Genomic DNA, 17486 nt, shown 5'->3' on the forward strand with positions numbered 1-17486 from the left:
CCAGGGTAGCCACGTTCCGGCTACCCCGGTGAGTGCTCTACGTCACGTAATCAGCTGTGCGACAGCCGAACCAGCATCTTGCCGGTGTTCGCACCGTTCATCATGGCGGTGAAGGCGTCGAACGCGGAGTCGATGCCGTCGTACACGGTCTCCTCGGCGCGCAGCGTGCCGTCGGCCAGCCAGCCCGCGGCCTTGCCGATCCACTCCGGAAGCTGGTGGTAGTGGTCGCTGACGTTCATCCCGCGCAGGTTGATGCGCTTGCCGATGGCCAGCGGCAGATGCGCGGGACCGGCCGGCAATTCCACGTCGTTGTACATGGAAATGGCGCCGCACAGCGCGATCCGGCCGCGCAGGTTCATATTCATGATGGCCGCGTCGAGATGATCCCCGCCGACATTGTCGAAGTACACGTCGATACCGTCCGGCGCGGCCTCGGCCAGCTGGATCGGCAGATTGCCCTCGCGATAATCGATGGCGGCGTCGAAACCGAAGTCGGACAACAGCCGCGCGGCCTTCTCCGGCCCGCCGGCCGAACCGATGACCTTGCTCGCGCCCAGTTGCTTGGCGATCTGCCCCGCGATCGAACCGACCGCGCCCGCCGCACCGGAGATGAACACGACATCGCCCGGCTGGATCGGCGCGACCTCGGTCAGCCCGGCGTAGGCGGTCAGCCCGGTGGTGCCGAGCACGCCCAGATACGCCTGCGGGGGAGCGAGTTTCGGATCCACGACCTGCACGGCGGCGGCGTCGACCAGCGCGTACTCGCGCCAGCCGGCGAAGTGGCTGACGGTCGCCCCGACCGGAACCGCGTCGGCGCCGGAAGCCACCACGGTGCCGACCGCGCTGCCGGTCATGGCCGCACCGAGCACGAAGGGCGGAATATAGGACTCGACATCGTTCATCCGCCCGCGCATGTACGGGTCCACCGACAGCCAGTCGTTGCGGACCAGCACCTGGCCCGGACCGGGATCGGCGAGGGTGGTGGTGGCGAATTCGAAGTCGCTGAACTTCGGTTCGCCGACGGGGCGGGCGCTCAAACGCCATTCACGGCTGGTCACGGTCATCGGATTGTCTCCTGGGGGTTGAGGTTTCGTTGGGGGAGCGTGCCGTCGAAGACGGCGTCCACCGCACGGCGCAAGAGCTCCGGGCGGCCGGTGGCGATCAGGCCGACGGTCAGCGCGAGGAAGATGTGCGCGGCATCGGCGGGATCGGGGGTGTCCGCGCCGGCGAGCACGCGGGTGAGCAGGGTGTGCAGTTCGGCGGTGAAGCCGCGGCAGATATCGCCGCTGAGCCGGGCTTGCTCATCGAAAATCTCGGTGGCATGCGGTGATTCGGCGAACGGCCCGGCCGCCAGTTCGATCTTCGCGGCCAGGATGCCGTACACCCGGTCGGTGAGCGCGGCCTCCGATTCGGCGGCCGCGCGCGCGTGACGCAGGGCTTCGTCGTGCAGCCGTTCGGCCACGCGCCGCACGGCATCGTCCTTGTTGCGCACGTATTGATAGACGGCCGACCGGGAAACGCCGGTCTCCGCGGCGATATCGTCCATGGTGGTGCGCCGCGCCCCGTAGCGCAGCAGGCAGCGCAGGGTGGCGTCGAGCACGTCCGCGGTCCGGTCGGCCATCGGAATCAGAGCGCCTTCAACAGCTCCGCGGCCAGCGGGGCGGAGGAGGCGGGATTCTGTCCGGTGTAGAGATTGCGATCCACCTCGACGTGCGGGGCCCACGGCTCGCCCTCGCGGTAGTCGACGCCCAGTGCGACCAGGCGATCCTGTAGCAGCCACTCCGCCTTGTCCGCCAGCCCGGCCTGGGTCTCCTCGGCATTGCTGAAGCCCGTGAGCCGGTATCCGGCGAACGGCGACTTGCCCTGCGCGTCGGCGGTGGCCAGCAGTGCGGCGGGCGCGTGGCACACCACACCCAGCGGCTTGCCCGATGCCAGCGCGGCCGTGAGCAGCTTGCCGGAATCGGCATCGACCGCGAGGTCTTCCATCGGCCCGTGCCCGCCGGGGTAGTACACCGCGTCGAAATCGGCGAGGTCTACCTCCTCCAGCTTGACCGGCGCGTTCAATTCCTTTGCCCCGGCGAGGATTTCGGCGACCTTGTCCGCGCCCTCCGCTCCGCCGTTGACCTCGGCCACGAGGCTGCCGCGATCGACGGCCGGAATCACCCCGCCCGGCGTGGCCACCACGATCTCGTGCCCGGCGGCGATGAACGCCTCGTACGGCGCGGCGAACTCCTCGGCCCAGTACCCGGTCGGGTGCCGGGTGCCGTCGGCGAGCGTCCAGTAATCGACCCCGGTCATGACGAACAGGATTTTCGCCATTGCGTGCTCCTTTGTGTGGAACGGTCTGTTTACCGACGATCTGACACTCTGTACTCGATCTGTCAGCTCGTCACTGTCCTCAAGGTAGGCGCGCAAATATCATCTGACCAATAGACTCGCCAATATGAGGCATAGACAGACCGATGGTTCCCTGGACCTCACCCAGCTGCGCACCTTCCTGGCCGTCTACCGGGCCGGATCCATCACCGCAGGTGCCGGTCGCGTCGGCCTGTCCCAGCCCACCGTCACCACCCAACTCCAAGCCCTGGAGCGTCAGCTCGGCGGGCCGTTGTTCGAACGCCTCCCGCGCGGTGTGACGCCCACCCCGGCCGCCCACGACCTGGCCGCCCGGGTGGCCGCCCCACTCGACTCCCTGGAGTCGGTCACCGGCGGCGCCGCGGCCGACGTCCCCACTCCCGAACCCCCTGTCCTGCTCGGCGGCCCGGCCGAACTCCTGGCCACCCTGGTCCTGCCCCGAGTGGCCCCGCTCATCCAGGACGGCGTCCGCTTGATCGTCTCCACCGGCCTGGCCGACGACCTGCTCGCCGACCTCCGCGTCGGCAAACTGGACATCGTCCTCTCCACCATCCGCCCCCGCGGCCGCACCGTCCTCTCCGAGCCCCTCGCCGACGAGGAATTCGTCCTGGTGGCCGCCCCCGGCCTGGCCGCCCGCATCGACCCGGACCGCCTGCGCGCCAACGACCTGACCGGCGCCCCCTTGATCAGCTACGCCCCGGATCTCCCCATCCTGCGCCGCTACTGGCGCCACGTCTTCGAGACCCGCCTGGAAGCCGAACCCGCCCCGCCGATTCCCCGATCAACACCGTCTACCTCGCCCGCCGCGTCGGCGGCCCGGCCCGCCCCCACGCCGACCTCGTCCACACCCGCCTGCTGGAAGCGGCCGAGGTCTGGCGGGACTGCGTCGATTAATTGCCTTGTAGGGCAGGGTATTCGCCGCTCAGTATGCCGCCCGCTTTACGACAACTGAAACTTGTTCTAATTTTGTGCGATGAAGGGGATTTCGGGCGACAAGTTCGTACTGCGGGATGTTCGGGTTTTCGACGGGGACGGGATCGGAGAGCCGGCGTCGATCGTGATCGATGGCGGGGTGATCAGCGAAGATCCCGTGGGCGCGGAGGTCATCGACGGCGACGGCGCGGTGCTGATGCCGGGGTTCATCGACGCGCATGTGCATCTCGAGCGGGTGGAAATGCTGGATCTCTATGCGGCGCACGGCGTTACGACCGTACTTGATATGGGCATAATGCAGGCAGGGGTGTTGGCGGAGCTGCGAGCGTCGGGCCGCTCGGCCGATCTGCGCAGTGCCGGGTGGCCGATCATGGCCTCGCACGGTGTGCATGCACCGATCGCAGGTATCACCGATATCGAGATCATCAGCGGCCCGGAGGATGCCGAGGCGATGGTGGCCGAGCGGATCGCCGGAGGATCGGACTACATCAAAGTCATCATGGAAGCCCCGGGGCAGGGCGGGCTCGACGCGGCGACCGCGAAAGCTGTTGTCGCGGCCGCGCATGCGCGCCAAGTGAAGGTTGTCGCACACGCCACTTCGCAGGGTGCGTACGCGATGTCGGCAGCGGCGGGTGTCGACTTCCTCACGCATGTTCCATTGCCCGACCGCTTCAGTGCCGTCGAGGTGGAGCGGATCGCAGCTGCGGGATGCGCGGTCGTGCCGACGCTGACCGCTATGGAGGAGGCATCCGAGAAGTTCGATGTCACAGCGCTGTTCGAGAATTCCCTGGCGAATGTGCTGGCCATGCACGAGGCGGGCGTCCTGGTGCTGGCCGGCACCGATGCCAACGAGATACCCGGTGTACCGGTGCATCCACGACACGGTGCCGGCCTGCACCGGGAACTCGAACTACTGGTCCGGGCCGGGCTTTCGACGCTGGAAGCATTGAACGCTGCCACGATTCACCCGGCGCGGGCCTTCGGTCTTTCGGATCGTGGCACCATCGCACCCGGTATGCGTGCCGACCTCGTCCTGATAGACGGCGATCCGCTCGCCGACATCAGCGCGACCCGAAGAATCCGCCGCGTCTGGTGTGGCGGAGTCGAACACACGCCTGCTGGAAGCAGCCGGAGCCTGGGGGCCGAGTAGGCTAATTGCCTTGCCGGGCACGGAATTCGGTGACCGGTAGACCACCGACGCCCCAATCCTCGAGCTCGACTTCGTCGATGACCACGAAGGTGGTGCGCGGGTCTTTGTGCAGGACGTCGACGAGTACGTCGGTCATGCGAGCGATGATCTCGGCCTTCTGGCCGGGGGTGACGCCCTCGCGGGTGACTTTTACGTTCACGTAAGGCATTTCGAGGGTCCTTCGGGTCAGGCGCGGGCGGTGACGAAGCCGCCGTCGGCCTCGATGACGGCGCCGGTGACGAAGCCGGCGTCGGCGAGATACAGGACGGCGTCCGCGATTTCGGCCGGTTCGGCCACCCGGTTCAGGACGGCGAGCGGGCCGAGCGCATCGACGTCGCCGGCCGCATGCAGGGGCGTGCGCACGATGCCGGGCGCCACCTCGTTCACGCGGATGCCGTGCGCGGCGAGTTCGGCGGAGAGGGAGACGGTGAGCGCGTGCACGCCGCCCTTGGAGACGATCGGCGCACTGCACGGGAATCCGCCGATGGCGTGCGAGATCAGCACCGTGGTGATGTTCACGATCGAGCCGCCATCGCCCTGCTCGATCATGCGCCGCACCACCGCCTGCGTGATCAGGTACGTGCCTCGGAGATTGCCGTTCAGGAAGTGATCGAGCTCGGCGGCTTCGACGTCGACGAACGGGACCGCGGAGAAGGTTCCGGCATTGTTGACGAGAATGTCCACCCCGCCGAAGGATTCGACGGCCGTGCGGACCAGGGTGGGTCCGGCGGCCGGGTCGGTGAGGTCGGCGACGTTGTAGCGCAGGCGATCTCCCGCGTCGAGGGTCTTGGCGGCGGCGGCCAGCTTGGCTTCGTCCCGCCCGCTGATCACCACATTGTCCCCGCGCTCGAGCAGTGCGGCCGCCACGGCGAAGCCGATGCCGCTGGATCCGCCGGTGACGATCGCGGTACGTGAGTTCTTTGTCATGCATCGAGCTTCGATCGTCCAGCTATATAAGTCCACGACACATTCGTATGGGTATTACTAGACTCAGCTTATGGATCTGGATGTGCGCGATCTCGAACTGCTGGACGCACTGGCCACCGGTGGCACCCTGCAACAGGCCGCCGATCGGCTGTTCGTGAGCCAACCGGCACTGAGTCAGCGTTTGCTGCGGATGGAGGAGCGGCTCGGGACGCCCATTTTCGATCGAGTCGGGCGGCGGCTCGTGCCGAATCCGGCGGGCGCACGTCTGCTGCCCCGCGCCTCACGCATTCTGGCCGACCTGGCGGCGGCCGAACGCGAGGTGCGGGAGGTGGCGCGCAGCGGCGACCGCCAGGTCCGGCTCTCCACCCAGTGCTCCACCACCGTCTCCTGGTTGACACCGGTCATGCGCGAGATGCGAAAAGCCAGTCCGGACACCGCGATCCAAGTGGTCGGCGCCGTGGACGACGATCTGGCCGATGCGCTGCTGGCCCAGCGCATCGACGTCGCCATCCTGACCAAACTGACCCCGGCCGCCGAACAGGTCCGGCTCACCCACCTCATGGACGACGAGATGTTCGCGGTCGTCGCCACCGAACACCCTTGGGCGACGCGAAAACACGTGACCGCCCGCGATTTCGGCACCGAGAACCTGATCTTGTACGAAGGCTACGACCAGAGTCGCCCCAACGCCCTACCGCTGCCGATCCCGCCCGGTGCGCGCCCCGACCGCGTCACCATCGTCCCGATGCTCACCGAACTCGTGGTCGAACTGGTCGCGGCGGGCGAGGGCGTCGGCGTCCTGCCCTCCTGGGTGATCGCCCCGTACCTGTCCCGCGGCGAGGTCGCCACCGTGCGGATCGGCCAGCGCGGCGAAACCCGAGCCTGGTACGCGGCAACGAGAACCGACGACGAGCGGCTCCAGGTCCGTGACTTCGTCACCCGGCTCACGGCACACTTCACGGCCCAGCCGGTGGGTTAGAACCCGTACGAGGTGCAGACGGCTACGGATCAGCGCGGAAGGCCGGTCGGGCGCGCGCTGCGCGAACCGACCGGCCTGGCCGAACGTTTGGTGGAAGCCCTTATGGATGAGCGTTTTTCGTGCTCCGGGCGGCCCTAGTTCGGTCTGGTGGCGACCCCGAGTTGCGTGGCGAGCGCGACGGCGGTCGCCGGGAACCTGCCGAGCAACTCGGCGACCGTGGTGTCTGCGGCCGGGGCCGCCGCTTGCCAACTGCCCTCGATGCCGAGCAGTCCGGCGAGCGCGTCGCAGGTGGCCGGGTGCGCCGCCAGCAATTCGGCGACCGGTCCGCTCGCCGCCGCTGCGACGGCTGTTGTGGCCGTGACTGTTTCGGCCGACCACGGCGGGACGAACGCGTCCACGGCGGGGAGTGCGCCGGGGAAGGTGCGGCCCGCTTCGCGAACGAGGGCTGGGATCAGATCGCCCGCCTGGTCCTTCAGCGTGGTGATGAGCTTCGGGAGCCACGGCAGCAGGACGGTGTCGGGCAGCCTGCCGAACGCCTTCGACAACAGCTCCACGACAAAGGGTTTCAAGCCGGGAGCCGGATCGATGGCCTGCACGAAACCGCTGACGTACTGCGGAACCGTCGGCAGCACCAGGGGATTGGCCAGCATCCCGTCACACCGCTCGCGCAGTTCGGCCATGGTGAGCAGGCCGAGCTGGAAGCGGGCCGCCCAGAGCAGCGCCACCTTCGACGGCGCTTCCGGATGTGATTGCAGCACCGCCAGTTCCAGCTGGGTGTGGTCGCAGCCCAGGGACAGCGCCAGGTTCTCCATGCCGAACAGGAAGCCGAGCATGGCCGCTACCTGTGCGGAACCGGTTTCGTCGTCGGCGAAGGCGGTCGGGAGCAGGGTGCAGTAGTGCGCGTACCCGGCTGTCACGAACCTGCCGCACCAGGACGGCAGGCCGCCTTCGGTGGAGCGGTAGTAGTTGAGCAGCACGCGGATTCGGCGCAGCACGGCGGGCGCGCCGTCCACGGTGCGCTCGGCGGCGAGGAGTTCGATCGCGCGATTGCCGAGTTCGTCGGCGAGCCGTGCCGAACCCAGATACACGAGCGCGTCCTCGACGGCTTCCAGGGCGATGGCGGCCGTCGCGGTCGGTGCGGCTACCGAGCGGCGCAGACGCTGCTCGAGCACCTGTTCCACCGATACGCCCTCATAGCCCAACTCGACCAGCGAGCGCTGATACTTGCCGAGACCGATGTCCCAGCTCTCCTGGATCGAACTCTCACCCAGGCCCCGCGAACCCATGATCGGGCGAAGGGCGTCCTGCGGCAGCAGCTTTCGCAGCAGCCACAGCAGATCCGAACAGGGTCGCAGGTCCGGATTCGATTTCAGGTCCAGCAGGGCGCGTTGCAGGTTTCGCTTGGACAGGTCCAGGCCGAGCGGCTGCAATCGGTCGAGTACATCGCGGGCCAGGGGCGGAAGCGCCTCGTAACCGACCTGGCCGATGCGGTCGCCGCCGAGCAGGATTTCGCAGAGTCGCCGCACGTCGCGGCGGCCGGGTACCTTGTCCTTCTCGATGCAGGTGACCGCGGCGTCCTGGAAGTCGTACGGGGTGGGCCGGGCGCGATTGCGCATACCCGCCAGCAGGATCGAGGTCTCGAAGACGGAGATGGCGTCGGCGGTGCTGGCCAGGTAGCCGTTGCGCCGGGCCAGCCGGACGATATCGACCGACCATTCCAGGAGTTCGGCCTCGTCCAGGGCGTCGAGAGCCGGTGGACGGGAGAGAAATCCCGAGAGCTGGTCCGTGACAACCGATTCCGGCTTGGCAGTGCCCAGCGTCTGCTTGGCCCGCGTCTTGCCGCCCTGCTGCCCGGCCAGCCGGAACGGCTGCAACTTGCCGCGCCGCACGCCTTTCGACCAGGTGGCGGCCGCGATCGAGACCGCACCGCCGGCCAGCCCGAACTGCGCTTCGATGGCCGAATGGCTGGATGGGATGAGCCCGTAATGCCATTTGGTCGCCGACCGCGGGGTGATCTCGAACGGCACATCGTTGGCCAGGCCGAACTGTTCGACCCGGCTGGCGGCGTGCGCGGCGCCGCAGATGTACAGCGCCCGTTCGGGATCGGTGCCGGTGGCGGCCAGGTGTTCGCGCATGCGCGTCCACATGTACCGCTCGCGGTCCTCGTCCTCGGTGGTGCTGCCGCGCCGCAAGCGCCGGAACAGGCTGCCGATCATCACCATGACCTGGCGGTAGGTGTCGTAGTCGGCATCCGCGAGGGGCTGTTCGACGTACTGATCCCACCATTCCGACCAGTGCCGGACCTTGCCGTGGTGCAGCAGGTACTCTTCGAGCTCGGCGAAACGCGGTCGCAGATCGCCGATTTCGATGCCGACCGCCTCACCGTGCAGCCCGTCGCCGGGCTCGGTCTCGCTCTCGGTCTTGTCTTCCCGCGGCGCCCACTGGAATACGTGATCCGTGGAGCGATCCACCAGCACCAGCTCCACACCCGGCGTATCGAGCGCGTAGGCGATGGCCTGGTATTCGGCCGAGGATTCGGTGATCGGCGCGACGATGGACAGCGGAGCCCATTCGATCGGGAAATCCGCGGTCTCGGTCGCGAACGCCTGCAACGCCACCGGCAACCGGCAGTTGCGCAGTTCGTCCAGCAGCGGTCGCAGATCCTCGCAGAGCTCCAAATAGATGACGCTGGGCTGTTTTTCACGCAATCGGCGCACCATCGCCAGCCCGGAGGCGGGCGAATGATGGCAGACCGGAAAGATCTCCAGCTGTTCGGAGAGCGCGCGATCGACATCGTCGACGATGCCCGCCAGGATGTCGCCGGCCGCGCCGGGCGCGCCCGCGAAGGTCGCGGCCGCATCCACCAGCTGATCCCGCAGCGCCGCGAAGGTATCGGGCGCGGATCGAATATCGGAGACGGTCACGCCAGTCTCGCGATCGCCGCCCGGCCACCCTCGAGGAACTCGGCCCATTCGCCGCCCTTGTTGTCCTTGGTGCGCGGCTCCACCACACCGTGCAGGTACTTGTTCAGAATGGCGAGGTCTTCGGGCTGCCGCCGCACCAGCGAACCGACCAGCGACCCGGCCAGGGTTTCGGCCTTCAACGCGCGTTCGCCGAAGAACTGGCTGTGCAGGATGGCATCCTCGAGCACGCCGATCTGCTCGGCCGTGGACAGTGCCGACTCCAGCTTGTCGTCGTCATTGGTGGAGGCCGCCGCGGCGGCCCGCAGATCGGCGAAGGAATCGAGCAGGATGTCGAGCAGCGTCGGCGGCAGCTCCAGTTCGATCTGATGGCGGCGCAACAGTTCCGCGGTCCGGAAGCGCACGATCTCGGCTTCGCTCTTCTTGTTGGACACCACCGGAATCCGCACGAAGTTGAAGCGCCGTTTGAGCGCGGAGGACAGATCGTTCACGCCACGGTCGCGGCTGTTCGCGGTCGCGATGATCGAGAATCCCGGCTGCGCGAACACCACATTGTCATCGTCGAGTTCGGGAATCGACACGTACTTCTCGGACAGGATGGAGATCAGCGCATCCTGCACATCGCTGGTCGAACGGGTCAGTTCCTCGAACCGCCCGATCACGCCCTGCTCCATGGCGGTCATGATGGGGGAGGGGATCATCGATTCCCGCGACTGCCCCTTGGCGATCACCATCGAGATATTCCACGAGTACTTGATGTGATCCTCGGTGGTGCCGGCCGTACCCTGCACCACCAGCGTCGAATTGCGGCTGATGGCCGCCGACAGCAGCTCGGCCAGCCAGCTCTTACCGGTGCCCGGATCGCCGATCAGCAGCAGCCCGCGATCCGATGCGAGGGTCACGATGCTGCGCTCGACGAAACTGCGGTCACCGAACCACTTCTGCTCGACCACCCGGTCCAGCCCGTCGGCGCGTTCGGAGCCGAGAATGAACAGCCGCACCATCTTCGGGCTCAACCGCCACGCGAAGGGCTTCACCCCGTCGTCGATGGACTCCAGCCAGTCGAGCTCCTCGGCGTACTTGGTCTCGGCGGGTGCGCGCAATACGTCGTTCATGGTGTTCTCCTAGTCGATGAAGTTCTTGAGCTCGTGCACGAGCTTCTGGATGCGGCCCGAAAGGACCGGGGTGCCGAGCTGTTTGAAGCGCTCGCGGAACCACGGGTTCACGCTCTGATGGCCGGAGCTGTTGACCGAGCCGACCGGGATGAACTTCACCCCGGAGCGATGGACGGCCTCCATCGACTCGTACAGCTCCTGGCACTCCCATTCGTAGAAGTCGGAGATCCACACCATGACGGTGTTGGCCGGGTCTTCGATCTTGGGCTGGGCCAGGGTCATGGCGACGCGGCCGTCGGTGCCGCCGCCGAGCTGGGTGCGCAGCAGCACCTCGAACGGATCGTGCACCCAGGGACTGAGATCCAGGGCGTTGGTGTCGTAGGCGACCAGGTGCACATCCACCTTGGGCAGGCCCGCGAAGATCGAGGCCAGGATGGTGCAGTTCACCATGGCATCCACCATCGACCCGGACTGATCGACGACCACGATCATCTTGGCCGGGATGGTGCGTTTGGCGGTGTGCTTGTAGAACAGGCGATCGACGTAGAGGCGCTCGTCGTTCGGGTTCCAGTTGGGCAGGTTCTTCCAGATGGTCTTGTCGATATCCAGATTCCGCAGGATGCGCTTGGGCGGCACCGAGCGGTCGACGGTGCCGACAGTGGTCTGCGCGACCTGGGTGCGCAGCACCTCGGCGACCTCGTCGACGAAGCGTTTGATGAGGGCTTTGGCATTGGCCAGGGCGACGCCGGACAGATTGTGCTTGTCGCGCAACAGTTGTTCGACCAGGGACATGCTCGGGGTGAGCTGACTGGCCAACTGCGGGTCGGCCAGCACCTCGCGCAGGCGCATGCGGTTGACCAGGTCGGCTTCCAGGTCGGCCAGCACCCCGCGCACGGATCCGGCCTGTTCGTCGCCGAGGCAGTGCTTCAACCATTTGGCATCGGATTGCCAGCCGGCCAGCTGGCCCGCGCTGACCGCGCCCGCGCCGGTGGCGAAGACGTTCAGCAGCAGCTTGGAAACCAGTGCGGCGGTGCGCACATCGTTCGCGCCGATGCTCGTCTCGTCTTCGGTCGCTTCGGTTTCCGGCTTGTCCTCGGTGAAGTCGAGCTTTTCGAACTCGCCTCGCATCTCCGGGAAACGCTGCACCACGGTGTCGATGGACACGCCGGGATCGAGCACTGCCAGCGGCAGTCCCAGATCTTCGACGATGCCCGCGCTCGCGGACTCCAGGTTGGGCTGTTGATCGCCGCTGAAGACACCGGCCAGTAGCCGCCAGTACAGGATCTGGCGGCGCGTTTCATGATTCGTCATTTGCGCAGCAACCGTCCCGCGCGCTCGCGCAGCACCGCCACGGCATCGCCCGACTTGGCCTGTGCCTTGGCTATTTTCGGATCGGTGGGTCCGAGCGCCCAGTCGCCACCGTGGATACCGGTGATCGCGCCCTTGACCTTGCGCTGCACGGCGAGCGGCCGCACCGACCAGCCGGCGGCGTCCCAGCGCAGCAGGGCGATCATGGCGCTGGAGTTGGTGACGGCGACCCGGGTGAGCGGGCCGCTGGACGGCAGTGCGTCGAGTTCGACGGGCAGCAGGTGACCGTCCAATTCCATTGCGCCGTCACGGAACCGGTACCCCTCGAGCAGAACCGGTTCGGCGATGTGCACGGGATCACGGTCCAGCGGCGCGGTCGCCGGGGCCTGCGCCTGGTGCAACAGCACGGTCGCGGTGACGAACGGGTCGGCGGCCTCCCCGGCCTTCGCCCGTGCGTCGTGCCAGACCAGATCGCCGGTCGCGGCGAGCGGCATATCGGTGAGCTCCAGGGCCCGGTGCTCCGCCAGTGCGGAGAGCAACTGCGGATGGGCGCTCAGCAGCTGCCAGATCGCCGGTCCGACAATGGTGTCCACCTTGGCGGCGCTCACCGATGCCCGTACCCGGCGCGCGGGTGCGTTCGCGCTCTCAAGCACGCCGTACACCTGTGCCTGTACGGCGGTGCCGTGCTCGTGCACGTCCACGCCGAGCGGCAGCAGTCGGCCGGAAACGGTCTCTGGCGCAGTGGATTCCGGGCCCCGCCAGGACAGCAGCAGGGCACGGGTCCACAGGTCCGCCCAGCGGCGGGCCGGAATCCGGTCCATGGTGGCGATGGGCGAGGAAGCGCCGAGCTCGGCGGTGAAACCGTCCATCAGGACCGCGAGGCGGCGCAGCGCGGGTTCGTTGAGCAGGGCCTCCACGGTTTGATCCGCGGCGGCCACCAGGTCGTGGTCCACGCCGCGCCAGCCGGCGATGGCGAGCTCGCCCAGCCAGGCGCGGGAGCCTACGGCGAGCGGGCTCGGTGCGAGGTCGGCCGAACTGCTCGCCCACTCGGATCGATTGCGGCCCAACGCCGTATCCACCTGGGCTACCAGAGCGTCGTGCACCGCGCCGAGCAGGGCGGCGCGGGCGGCAGCCAGCGCGGAGAGCTGGTCCGCACCGATCGCACCGGTACCCAGCTTCGCCGCCGCTTCGGCGACGGGCGCCGCCAGCGGCGAACCCGCCACGGATCCCGCCAGCGCGGTCAGCGCCGCGGTCTGCCGTTCGGAGACCCGGGCGAAACCGTCCACCAGCGCATTGTCGAAGCCGTTCACCACATCGAGCGTCTCCGTGACGCCCTCCGGTGAATTATCAAGCAGCGCGGTCAATTGCACGCCTCGCATCAGCGTCCCACCCCCGCCGGAAACCATTGCAATTCCGGAATCGCGGTCTCGCTGCCCGGCAGCTCCAAATACGCCAGATGCCGCAGGAACCGGCTGAACACAGCCGCGGCCGGAGCCGGATCGCGAGATCCCTTCAGGCACTGCGCAAGCCGCGCGCCCTCGGGCACTTCGACGCGCAGGAAACGCGCCACCCGATCCTGGCCGTACTGCAACACCGCTTCTTCGATCAGCGAATCCAGATGCTTGCAGGCCCAGCCCTGGTTCAACCCGCCGCACGGCCGATTGTTGTTGGTGCTGCAACTGAGCCCGTGCGTCCCCGCCGTCACCGACGCCACGTAGACCCGTGAGATATCGGAACCGCTCGACACCACGCCCTGGAGCCGTCCGTCGGCCAATTCGACGAAGGGCACCTTGTTCAGCTTACGCGGGGCTACCGTCGGCGATACCCGCACTACAGAAGTACTTTCCCACTCCGGTGCATCCGGTGTGGCGCTCGGATTCGAGACCATCGTTCTCCCTCCCGGTCGATCACGATGGCCATAAGGTATGCGACGGCACCGACAAGTGCCGCCGCGACCCCGAATCCGCTGGTAGTAGCCTTGGAATCCGCTGTGGCGGAAGGCTATTGCAGCGCCTTGTCCGCCCCGCGATGCAGCTCCACGGGCGCGGTATTGCGCGCGCCGGCCCGGTCGATCCCCTTGGCCGCCGGGTTGGCCAGCTCCAGCTGCGCCTTGCGATCGAAGAGCACCTTCGTCAGCACGCAGGCCAGGTTCGCGTCCAGGTTTTCGTGCACCAGCAACAGATTGGGCACCACTATGGTTCGCACGTCGGCGGCGAGCCCGTAGGTGGCCGCCGGGATGATGCCCTGCTCGTACACCGGGTTCACGGTGCGCATCTTGTCCAGCACATCCACGATATCCAGGAACTTCACCTTGTCCTTGGCGGTGGTGAACAGGTCGGTGATGCCCGGCGTGGGCAGGCCGCCCGACCAGAACAGGGCATCGATGGAGCCGTCCTTGATGCCGTCCACCGTCTTGGCCAGGTCCAGGCGCTGGGCCGAGATATCGGTCTCCGGGTCCAGACCGGCGGCCTTCAGCAATCGCTGTGCGATCACCTCGGTGCCGGATTTGGGTGAACCGGTGGAGACGCGTTTGCCGCGCAGATCGGCCAGGGAATTGATACCCGCGCCGTCGCGGACCACCACCTGCGTGTAATTGGTGTAGATCCGCGAAATCGCTCGTACCGGTTGCTTTTCGGTGAAGCTGCCGGTGCCCATGGCCGCGTCGGCGGCGGAATCGGCGAGCGAGAACGCGAGTTGATAGGTGCCGGAGACGAGTTGCTGAATGTTCTGTACCGATGCGCCCGTTTCGGAGGCGGTGGCCTTCACCTTCCCGCCGGTGGCATCGGAAATCTGTTCGGCATAGGCGTTTCCGAGCGCGAAGTACACGCCGGTCGCATTGCCGGTGGCGATGCCGATCCGCGTCTCCTGACTCACTTCGCAGGTGACCGCGCCGCCTTTGTCGGCCGCCGGCGCGTCCCGCCGGCCGCCGCAGCCCGTGAGCAAACCGGCTGAAACCAGCACGGCCACACCGATAGTCGCGTACTTCCGCATATCATTTCTCCTGTTCCACCGGCACCCCCGCCGGACGAGTTTCCGGTCGCTCCGCCGCTGCGTCCGGACCCGGTCGGCCGAACCGGGTGAGCGCGGCCGCGCCGGCGAGCAATGCGATGCCGATGCCGAGTGTGATCGGTGAGGGGTACAGCAGTGCGATACCCGCCGCGCCGGCCAATACCCGCGCCGTCGTATGCGCTTGCCCCACACCGAGAATCCAGCCGCCGGTGGCCATGGCGAGGGCGGCGACGCCGAGTGAGACCAGCGCGGTGACGGCCACGATGTCGAATGCCGATCCGCGTCCCAGCAATCGGTCGCCGGATTCGGTGAGGACGAATACCAGCGGTACGAGGAATGCGGGCAGGGCATAGCGCAGCGTCTGCCACATGGTGGCCATCGGTCGGGCTCCGGTCACCGCCGCCGCACCCACCGCCGCGAGCGCTGTCGGCGGGGTGACTTCGGAGAGCACCGAGAAGTAGAAGACGAACATCGCCGTGGCAGGGGCGGATACGCCGAGGGTGAGCAGTGCGGGACCGATGATCGCCCACCCGATCACGAACGACGCGGTCACCGGAATGGCCAGCCCCAGCAAAGCCAACGCGACAGCGGCGAATACGACCGTGAACGCCAGCACCACGGTGGCATTGTCGGAAATCGCCGACGCGGCGCGCACCAGCAATGCGGCCAGCTGTGCGCCCAGCCCCGTCTTGGTGGTCATCGCCGTGATGATCCCGGCGGCCGCGCACACCGCCACCACGGGCAGTGCCGCGCGAATACCCATCGACAGCGCCGTGAACGTACCCGTCGCGAACTCCCGAAGGGTTCCGCGCTCCGGCGAATTACGCTGCCTCGCAAGTCGATCGACAATAGCGAGCAGGAACGTGAGCACGGTCGCGTACACCACCGCCCGAGTGGCGCTGACCCCCATGACCAACAGCACCACGATGGCGATCAGTGACAGGAAGTGATATCCGAACCGTCCCAGCAATTTCCAGGCGGAGACTCGCTGGCCGATCTCGTCCCCGGGTTCGACCGCACGATGCGGGAACCGCCGCGCGTCGATCTCCACCGCCAGCAGAATCCCGAGGTAATACAGCAGCGTCGGAATGGTCGCCCACACCAGCACGCGCAGATACGAAACATCAAGGTACTCGGCAACAATGAACGCCGCCGCACCCAAAGTGGGCGGCGACAGAATCGCACCCACCCCGGCTGCGGCGAGCATCCCGCCGGCCTGCTCCGGCCGATATCCCGCCCGTCGCAGAATCGGCCAGGTCACCACCCCCGTACTCACCGCCGTAGCGGTCCCCGACCCCGAAACCGTCCCCAGCAGAAACCCGGACGTGACCGCGGTCCGCCCCGCCGCACTCCGGGACTTCCGGAACAAAGCCACCGACAGGTCTACGAAAAACTTTGCCGCACCCGAGAAGTCGAGCACCGCCCCATAAATAGTGAACAGCACGATATAGCTGGCAGCAACATCCAGTGGGGTTCCATAAAAGCCGCTACCCGAGTTGTACAACGCATCCACGATCTGATCGAAATCAAGCCCCGCATGCGCGATAGACCAATGCTGCGGCAACAACCCGCCGTAATACCCATAAGCCAAGAAAGCCAAGCACACCACCGGCAACACCCACCCGGTGGTTCTGCGACACGCTTCCAGGACAAGCAGCAACATGACCGCACCCATCGCCACGTCAACCGGATCGAGCAACCCCTGCCGATCCAGGAACGCGTTGTACCCACCCCCACCGGTGCCGATCGTGAAGGGCCACACCGGATATAGACACACCCCCACCGCCACAACGGCCAACACCCAATCGATGGCAGCCGGACCATCCATCCGATCCAGCCACCGCACCCCCACCCCCGAGCTGTAACTCAAGAACACCAGCGGCAGCGCACACCCCAGAAAGATGACCAGAAAGTACTGGCTCCCCTGTGCCAACGGCCGAAACACCTGCCACAGCACCAGCACCGCGACAGCGAACGCGCAAACCGCTATCAGCCGCCCGGCCCACCCGGCCAACTGCCTGGCAGGCCGTTCCTCATCGTCGACCACCAGCTCGGCGGGCACCGCCGAATCCGGTCTCTCACCCTGCATCCCGGACATGCGCGAAACATACCGCCGTCCCGGATTCCACACTCCGGTATTCGATCAACGCCGAATAAACGCCTACCCCCGCGCCCCGGTCTCGGGCACCTCATCAACCCAACCCCACCCCGCCGCCACCGCGATCCCCATCAACTGCGCCCGCGCCCCACAAGCCGAGCTCGTAGTCCCTTGCCCCGCAATACAGTTACGATGCGGGAACATCAACGCCTGCACAGACCGCGAGAACGCCAGCGCCTGCGAATCCTCCGGCAATCGCTCGTGCCGAACCCGAGAAACCGTATAGGTCATCGTGATTCACCCGGCTCGATGCTGGGCATGATGCCGTCGTCCGGATCCGCTGCCGTCTGCCCGGATATAGATATATCCGCCTCCAGTGAGGGCGAGTCGGAGAAATCGGGCATCACCGTCCGACCGGTTGTTTAAATAGTCCCCGGCAAATCCCCAAATTGCAATGATGGCGCAAGCTGCCGCCAGTGCAACGAGTGTGATTGTCTCCCAAGACATTACAGCCTCCTGTCGATGTCGATTCGAGCGCTCGTCAGCTCAGTAGACACCTGCGGCAGCAGTTTTGGGACTTTCAGCTGGCAATTGATGTGGAATATCATGGACTTCCAGCCTGGACTACTCCAGATAGGCGATTCCCAGATAG

General features: G+C 66.9%; 15 protein-coding genes. 3 read left to right on the forward strand and 12 right to left on the reverse strand.

The window, feature by feature from the left end; all coding sequences use genetic code 11:
• Positions 1–50 precede the first annotated feature (50 nt).
• From NI1_RS31385 to NI1_RS31395, 3 genes are read right to left on the reverse strand one after another with little or no spacing between them, the layout of a single operon-like run.
• Complete coding sequence (locus tag NI1_RS31385) at positions 51–1064, reverse strand: NADP-dependent oxidoreductase (RefSeq protein ID WP_067828219.1); 1014 nt, start codon at positions 1062–1064, stop codon at positions 51–53.
• Positions 1061–1621 carry a TetR/AcrR family transcriptional regulator gene (locus NI1_RS31390; RefSeq protein ID WP_067828222.1) on the reverse strand — a complete coding sequence of 187 codons (561 nt, stop codon included), beginning with the start codon at positions 1619–1621 and terminating at the stop codon, positions 1061–1063. The genes NI1_RS31385 and NI1_RS31390 overlap by 4 nt, the downstream gene beginning before the upstream one ends.
• 5 nt (positions 1622–1626) lie before the next feature.
• Positions 1627–2319 (reverse strand): type 1 glutamine amidotransferase domain-containing protein, encoded by a 693-nt coding sequence (locus tag NI1_RS31395; protein WP_067828225.1) that lies wholly within the window; start codon positions 2317–2319, stop codon positions 1627–1629.
• A 124-nt stretch (positions 2320–2443) separates the two neighbouring features.
• Here NI1_RS31395 and NI1_RS31400 point away from each other — a divergent pair, with 124 nt between their 5' ends.
• The gene (locus tag NI1_RS31400; RefSeq protein WP_084524066.1) at positions 2444–3307 is read left to right on the forward strand and encodes a LysR family transcriptional regulator; all 864 of its coding nucleotides are present in this window, start codon (positions 2444–2446) and stop codon (positions 3305–3307) included.
• Between the two features lie 21 nt (positions 3308–3328).
• Positions 3329–4438, forward strand: coding sequence for an amidohydrolase family protein (locus NI1_RS31405; protein WP_067828228.1), 1110 nt, complete (start codon positions 3329–3331; stop codon positions 4436–4438).
• Position 4439: 1 nt separating this feature from the next.
• Here NI1_RS31405 and NI1_RS31410 read toward each other — a convergent pair whose 3' ends face one another.
• On the reverse strand, positions 4440–4646 hold the full coding sequence (locus NI1_RS31410) for a tautomerase family protein (protein ID WP_067828231.1): 207 nt from the start codon (positions 4644–4646) through the stop codon (positions 4440–4442).
• A gap of 17 nt (positions 4647–4663) precedes the next feature.
• Complete coding sequence (locus tag NI1_RS31415) at positions 4664–5404, reverse strand: SDR family NAD(P)-dependent oxidoreductase (RefSeq protein ID WP_067828234.1); 741 nt, start codon at positions 5402–5404, stop codon at positions 4664–4666.
• 70 nt (positions 5405–5474) lie between these two features.
• Here NI1_RS31415 and NI1_RS31420 point away from each other — a divergent pair, with 70 nt between their 5' ends.
• Positions 5475–6383, forward strand: coding sequence for a LysR family transcriptional regulator (locus NI1_RS31420; RefSeq protein WP_067828237.1), 909 nt, complete (start codon positions 5475–5477; stop codon positions 6381–6383).
• A 134-nt stretch (positions 6384–6517) separates the two neighbouring features.
• On the opposite strand, the gene NI1_RS31425 is transcribed toward NI1_RS31420, so the two are convergent.
• From NI1_RS31425 to NI1_RS31455, 7 genes are all read right to left on the reverse strand, one after another.
• Positions 6518–9307, reverse strand: a complete 2790-nt coding sequence (locus NI1_RS31425; RefSeq protein WP_084524067.1) for a DUF5682 family protein — start codon at positions 9305–9307, stop codon at positions 6518–6520.
• On the reverse strand, positions 9304–10419 hold the full coding sequence (locus tag NI1_RS31430) for an ATP-binding protein (RefSeq protein ID WP_067828239.1): 1116 nt from the start codon (positions 10417–10419) through the stop codon (positions 9304–9306). The genes NI1_RS31425 and NI1_RS31430 overlap by 4 nt, the downstream gene beginning before the upstream one ends.
• Before the next feature lie 9 nt (positions 10420–10428).
• Positions 10429–11730 carry a vWA domain-containing protein gene (locus NI1_RS31435; RefSeq protein ID WP_067828242.1) on the reverse strand — a complete coding sequence of 434 codons (1302 nt, stop codon included), beginning with the start codon at positions 11728–11730 and terminating at the stop codon, positions 10429–10431.
• Positions 11727–13106, reverse strand: a complete 1380-nt coding sequence (locus NI1_RS31440) for a hypothetical protein (protein ID WP_067828245.1) — start codon at positions 13104–13106, stop codon at positions 11727–11729. Before NI1_RS31440 ends, NI1_RS31435 begins: the two co-directional genes overlap by 4 nt.
• Positions 13106–13516, reverse strand: a complete 411-nt coding sequence (locus tag NI1_RS31445) for a hypothetical protein (RefSeq protein WP_245663494.1) — start codon at positions 13514–13516, stop codon at positions 13106–13108. The genes NI1_RS31440 and NI1_RS31445 overlap by 1 nt, the downstream gene beginning before the upstream one ends.
• A 212-nt stretch (positions 13517–13728) precedes the next feature.
• Positions 13729–14718, reverse strand: coding sequence for a TAXI family TRAP transporter solute-binding subunit (locus NI1_RS31450; protein ID WP_067828251.1), 990 nt, complete (start codon positions 14716–14718; stop codon positions 13729–13731).
• A gap of 1 nt (position 14719) precedes the next feature.
• Positions 14720–16834, reverse strand: a complete 2115-nt coding sequence (locus tag NI1_RS31455) for a TRAP transporter permease (RefSeq protein ID WP_245663495.1) — start codon at positions 16832–16834, stop codon at positions 14720–14722.
• Positions 16835–17486: the final 652 nt, after the last annotated feature.

This window comes from Nocardia inohanensis NBRC 100128 (genome assembly GCF_001612945.1).
Taxonomy (GTDB): domain Bacteria; phylum Actinomycetota; class Actinomycetes; order Mycobacteriales; family Mycobacteriaceae; genus Nocardia; species Nocardia inohanensis.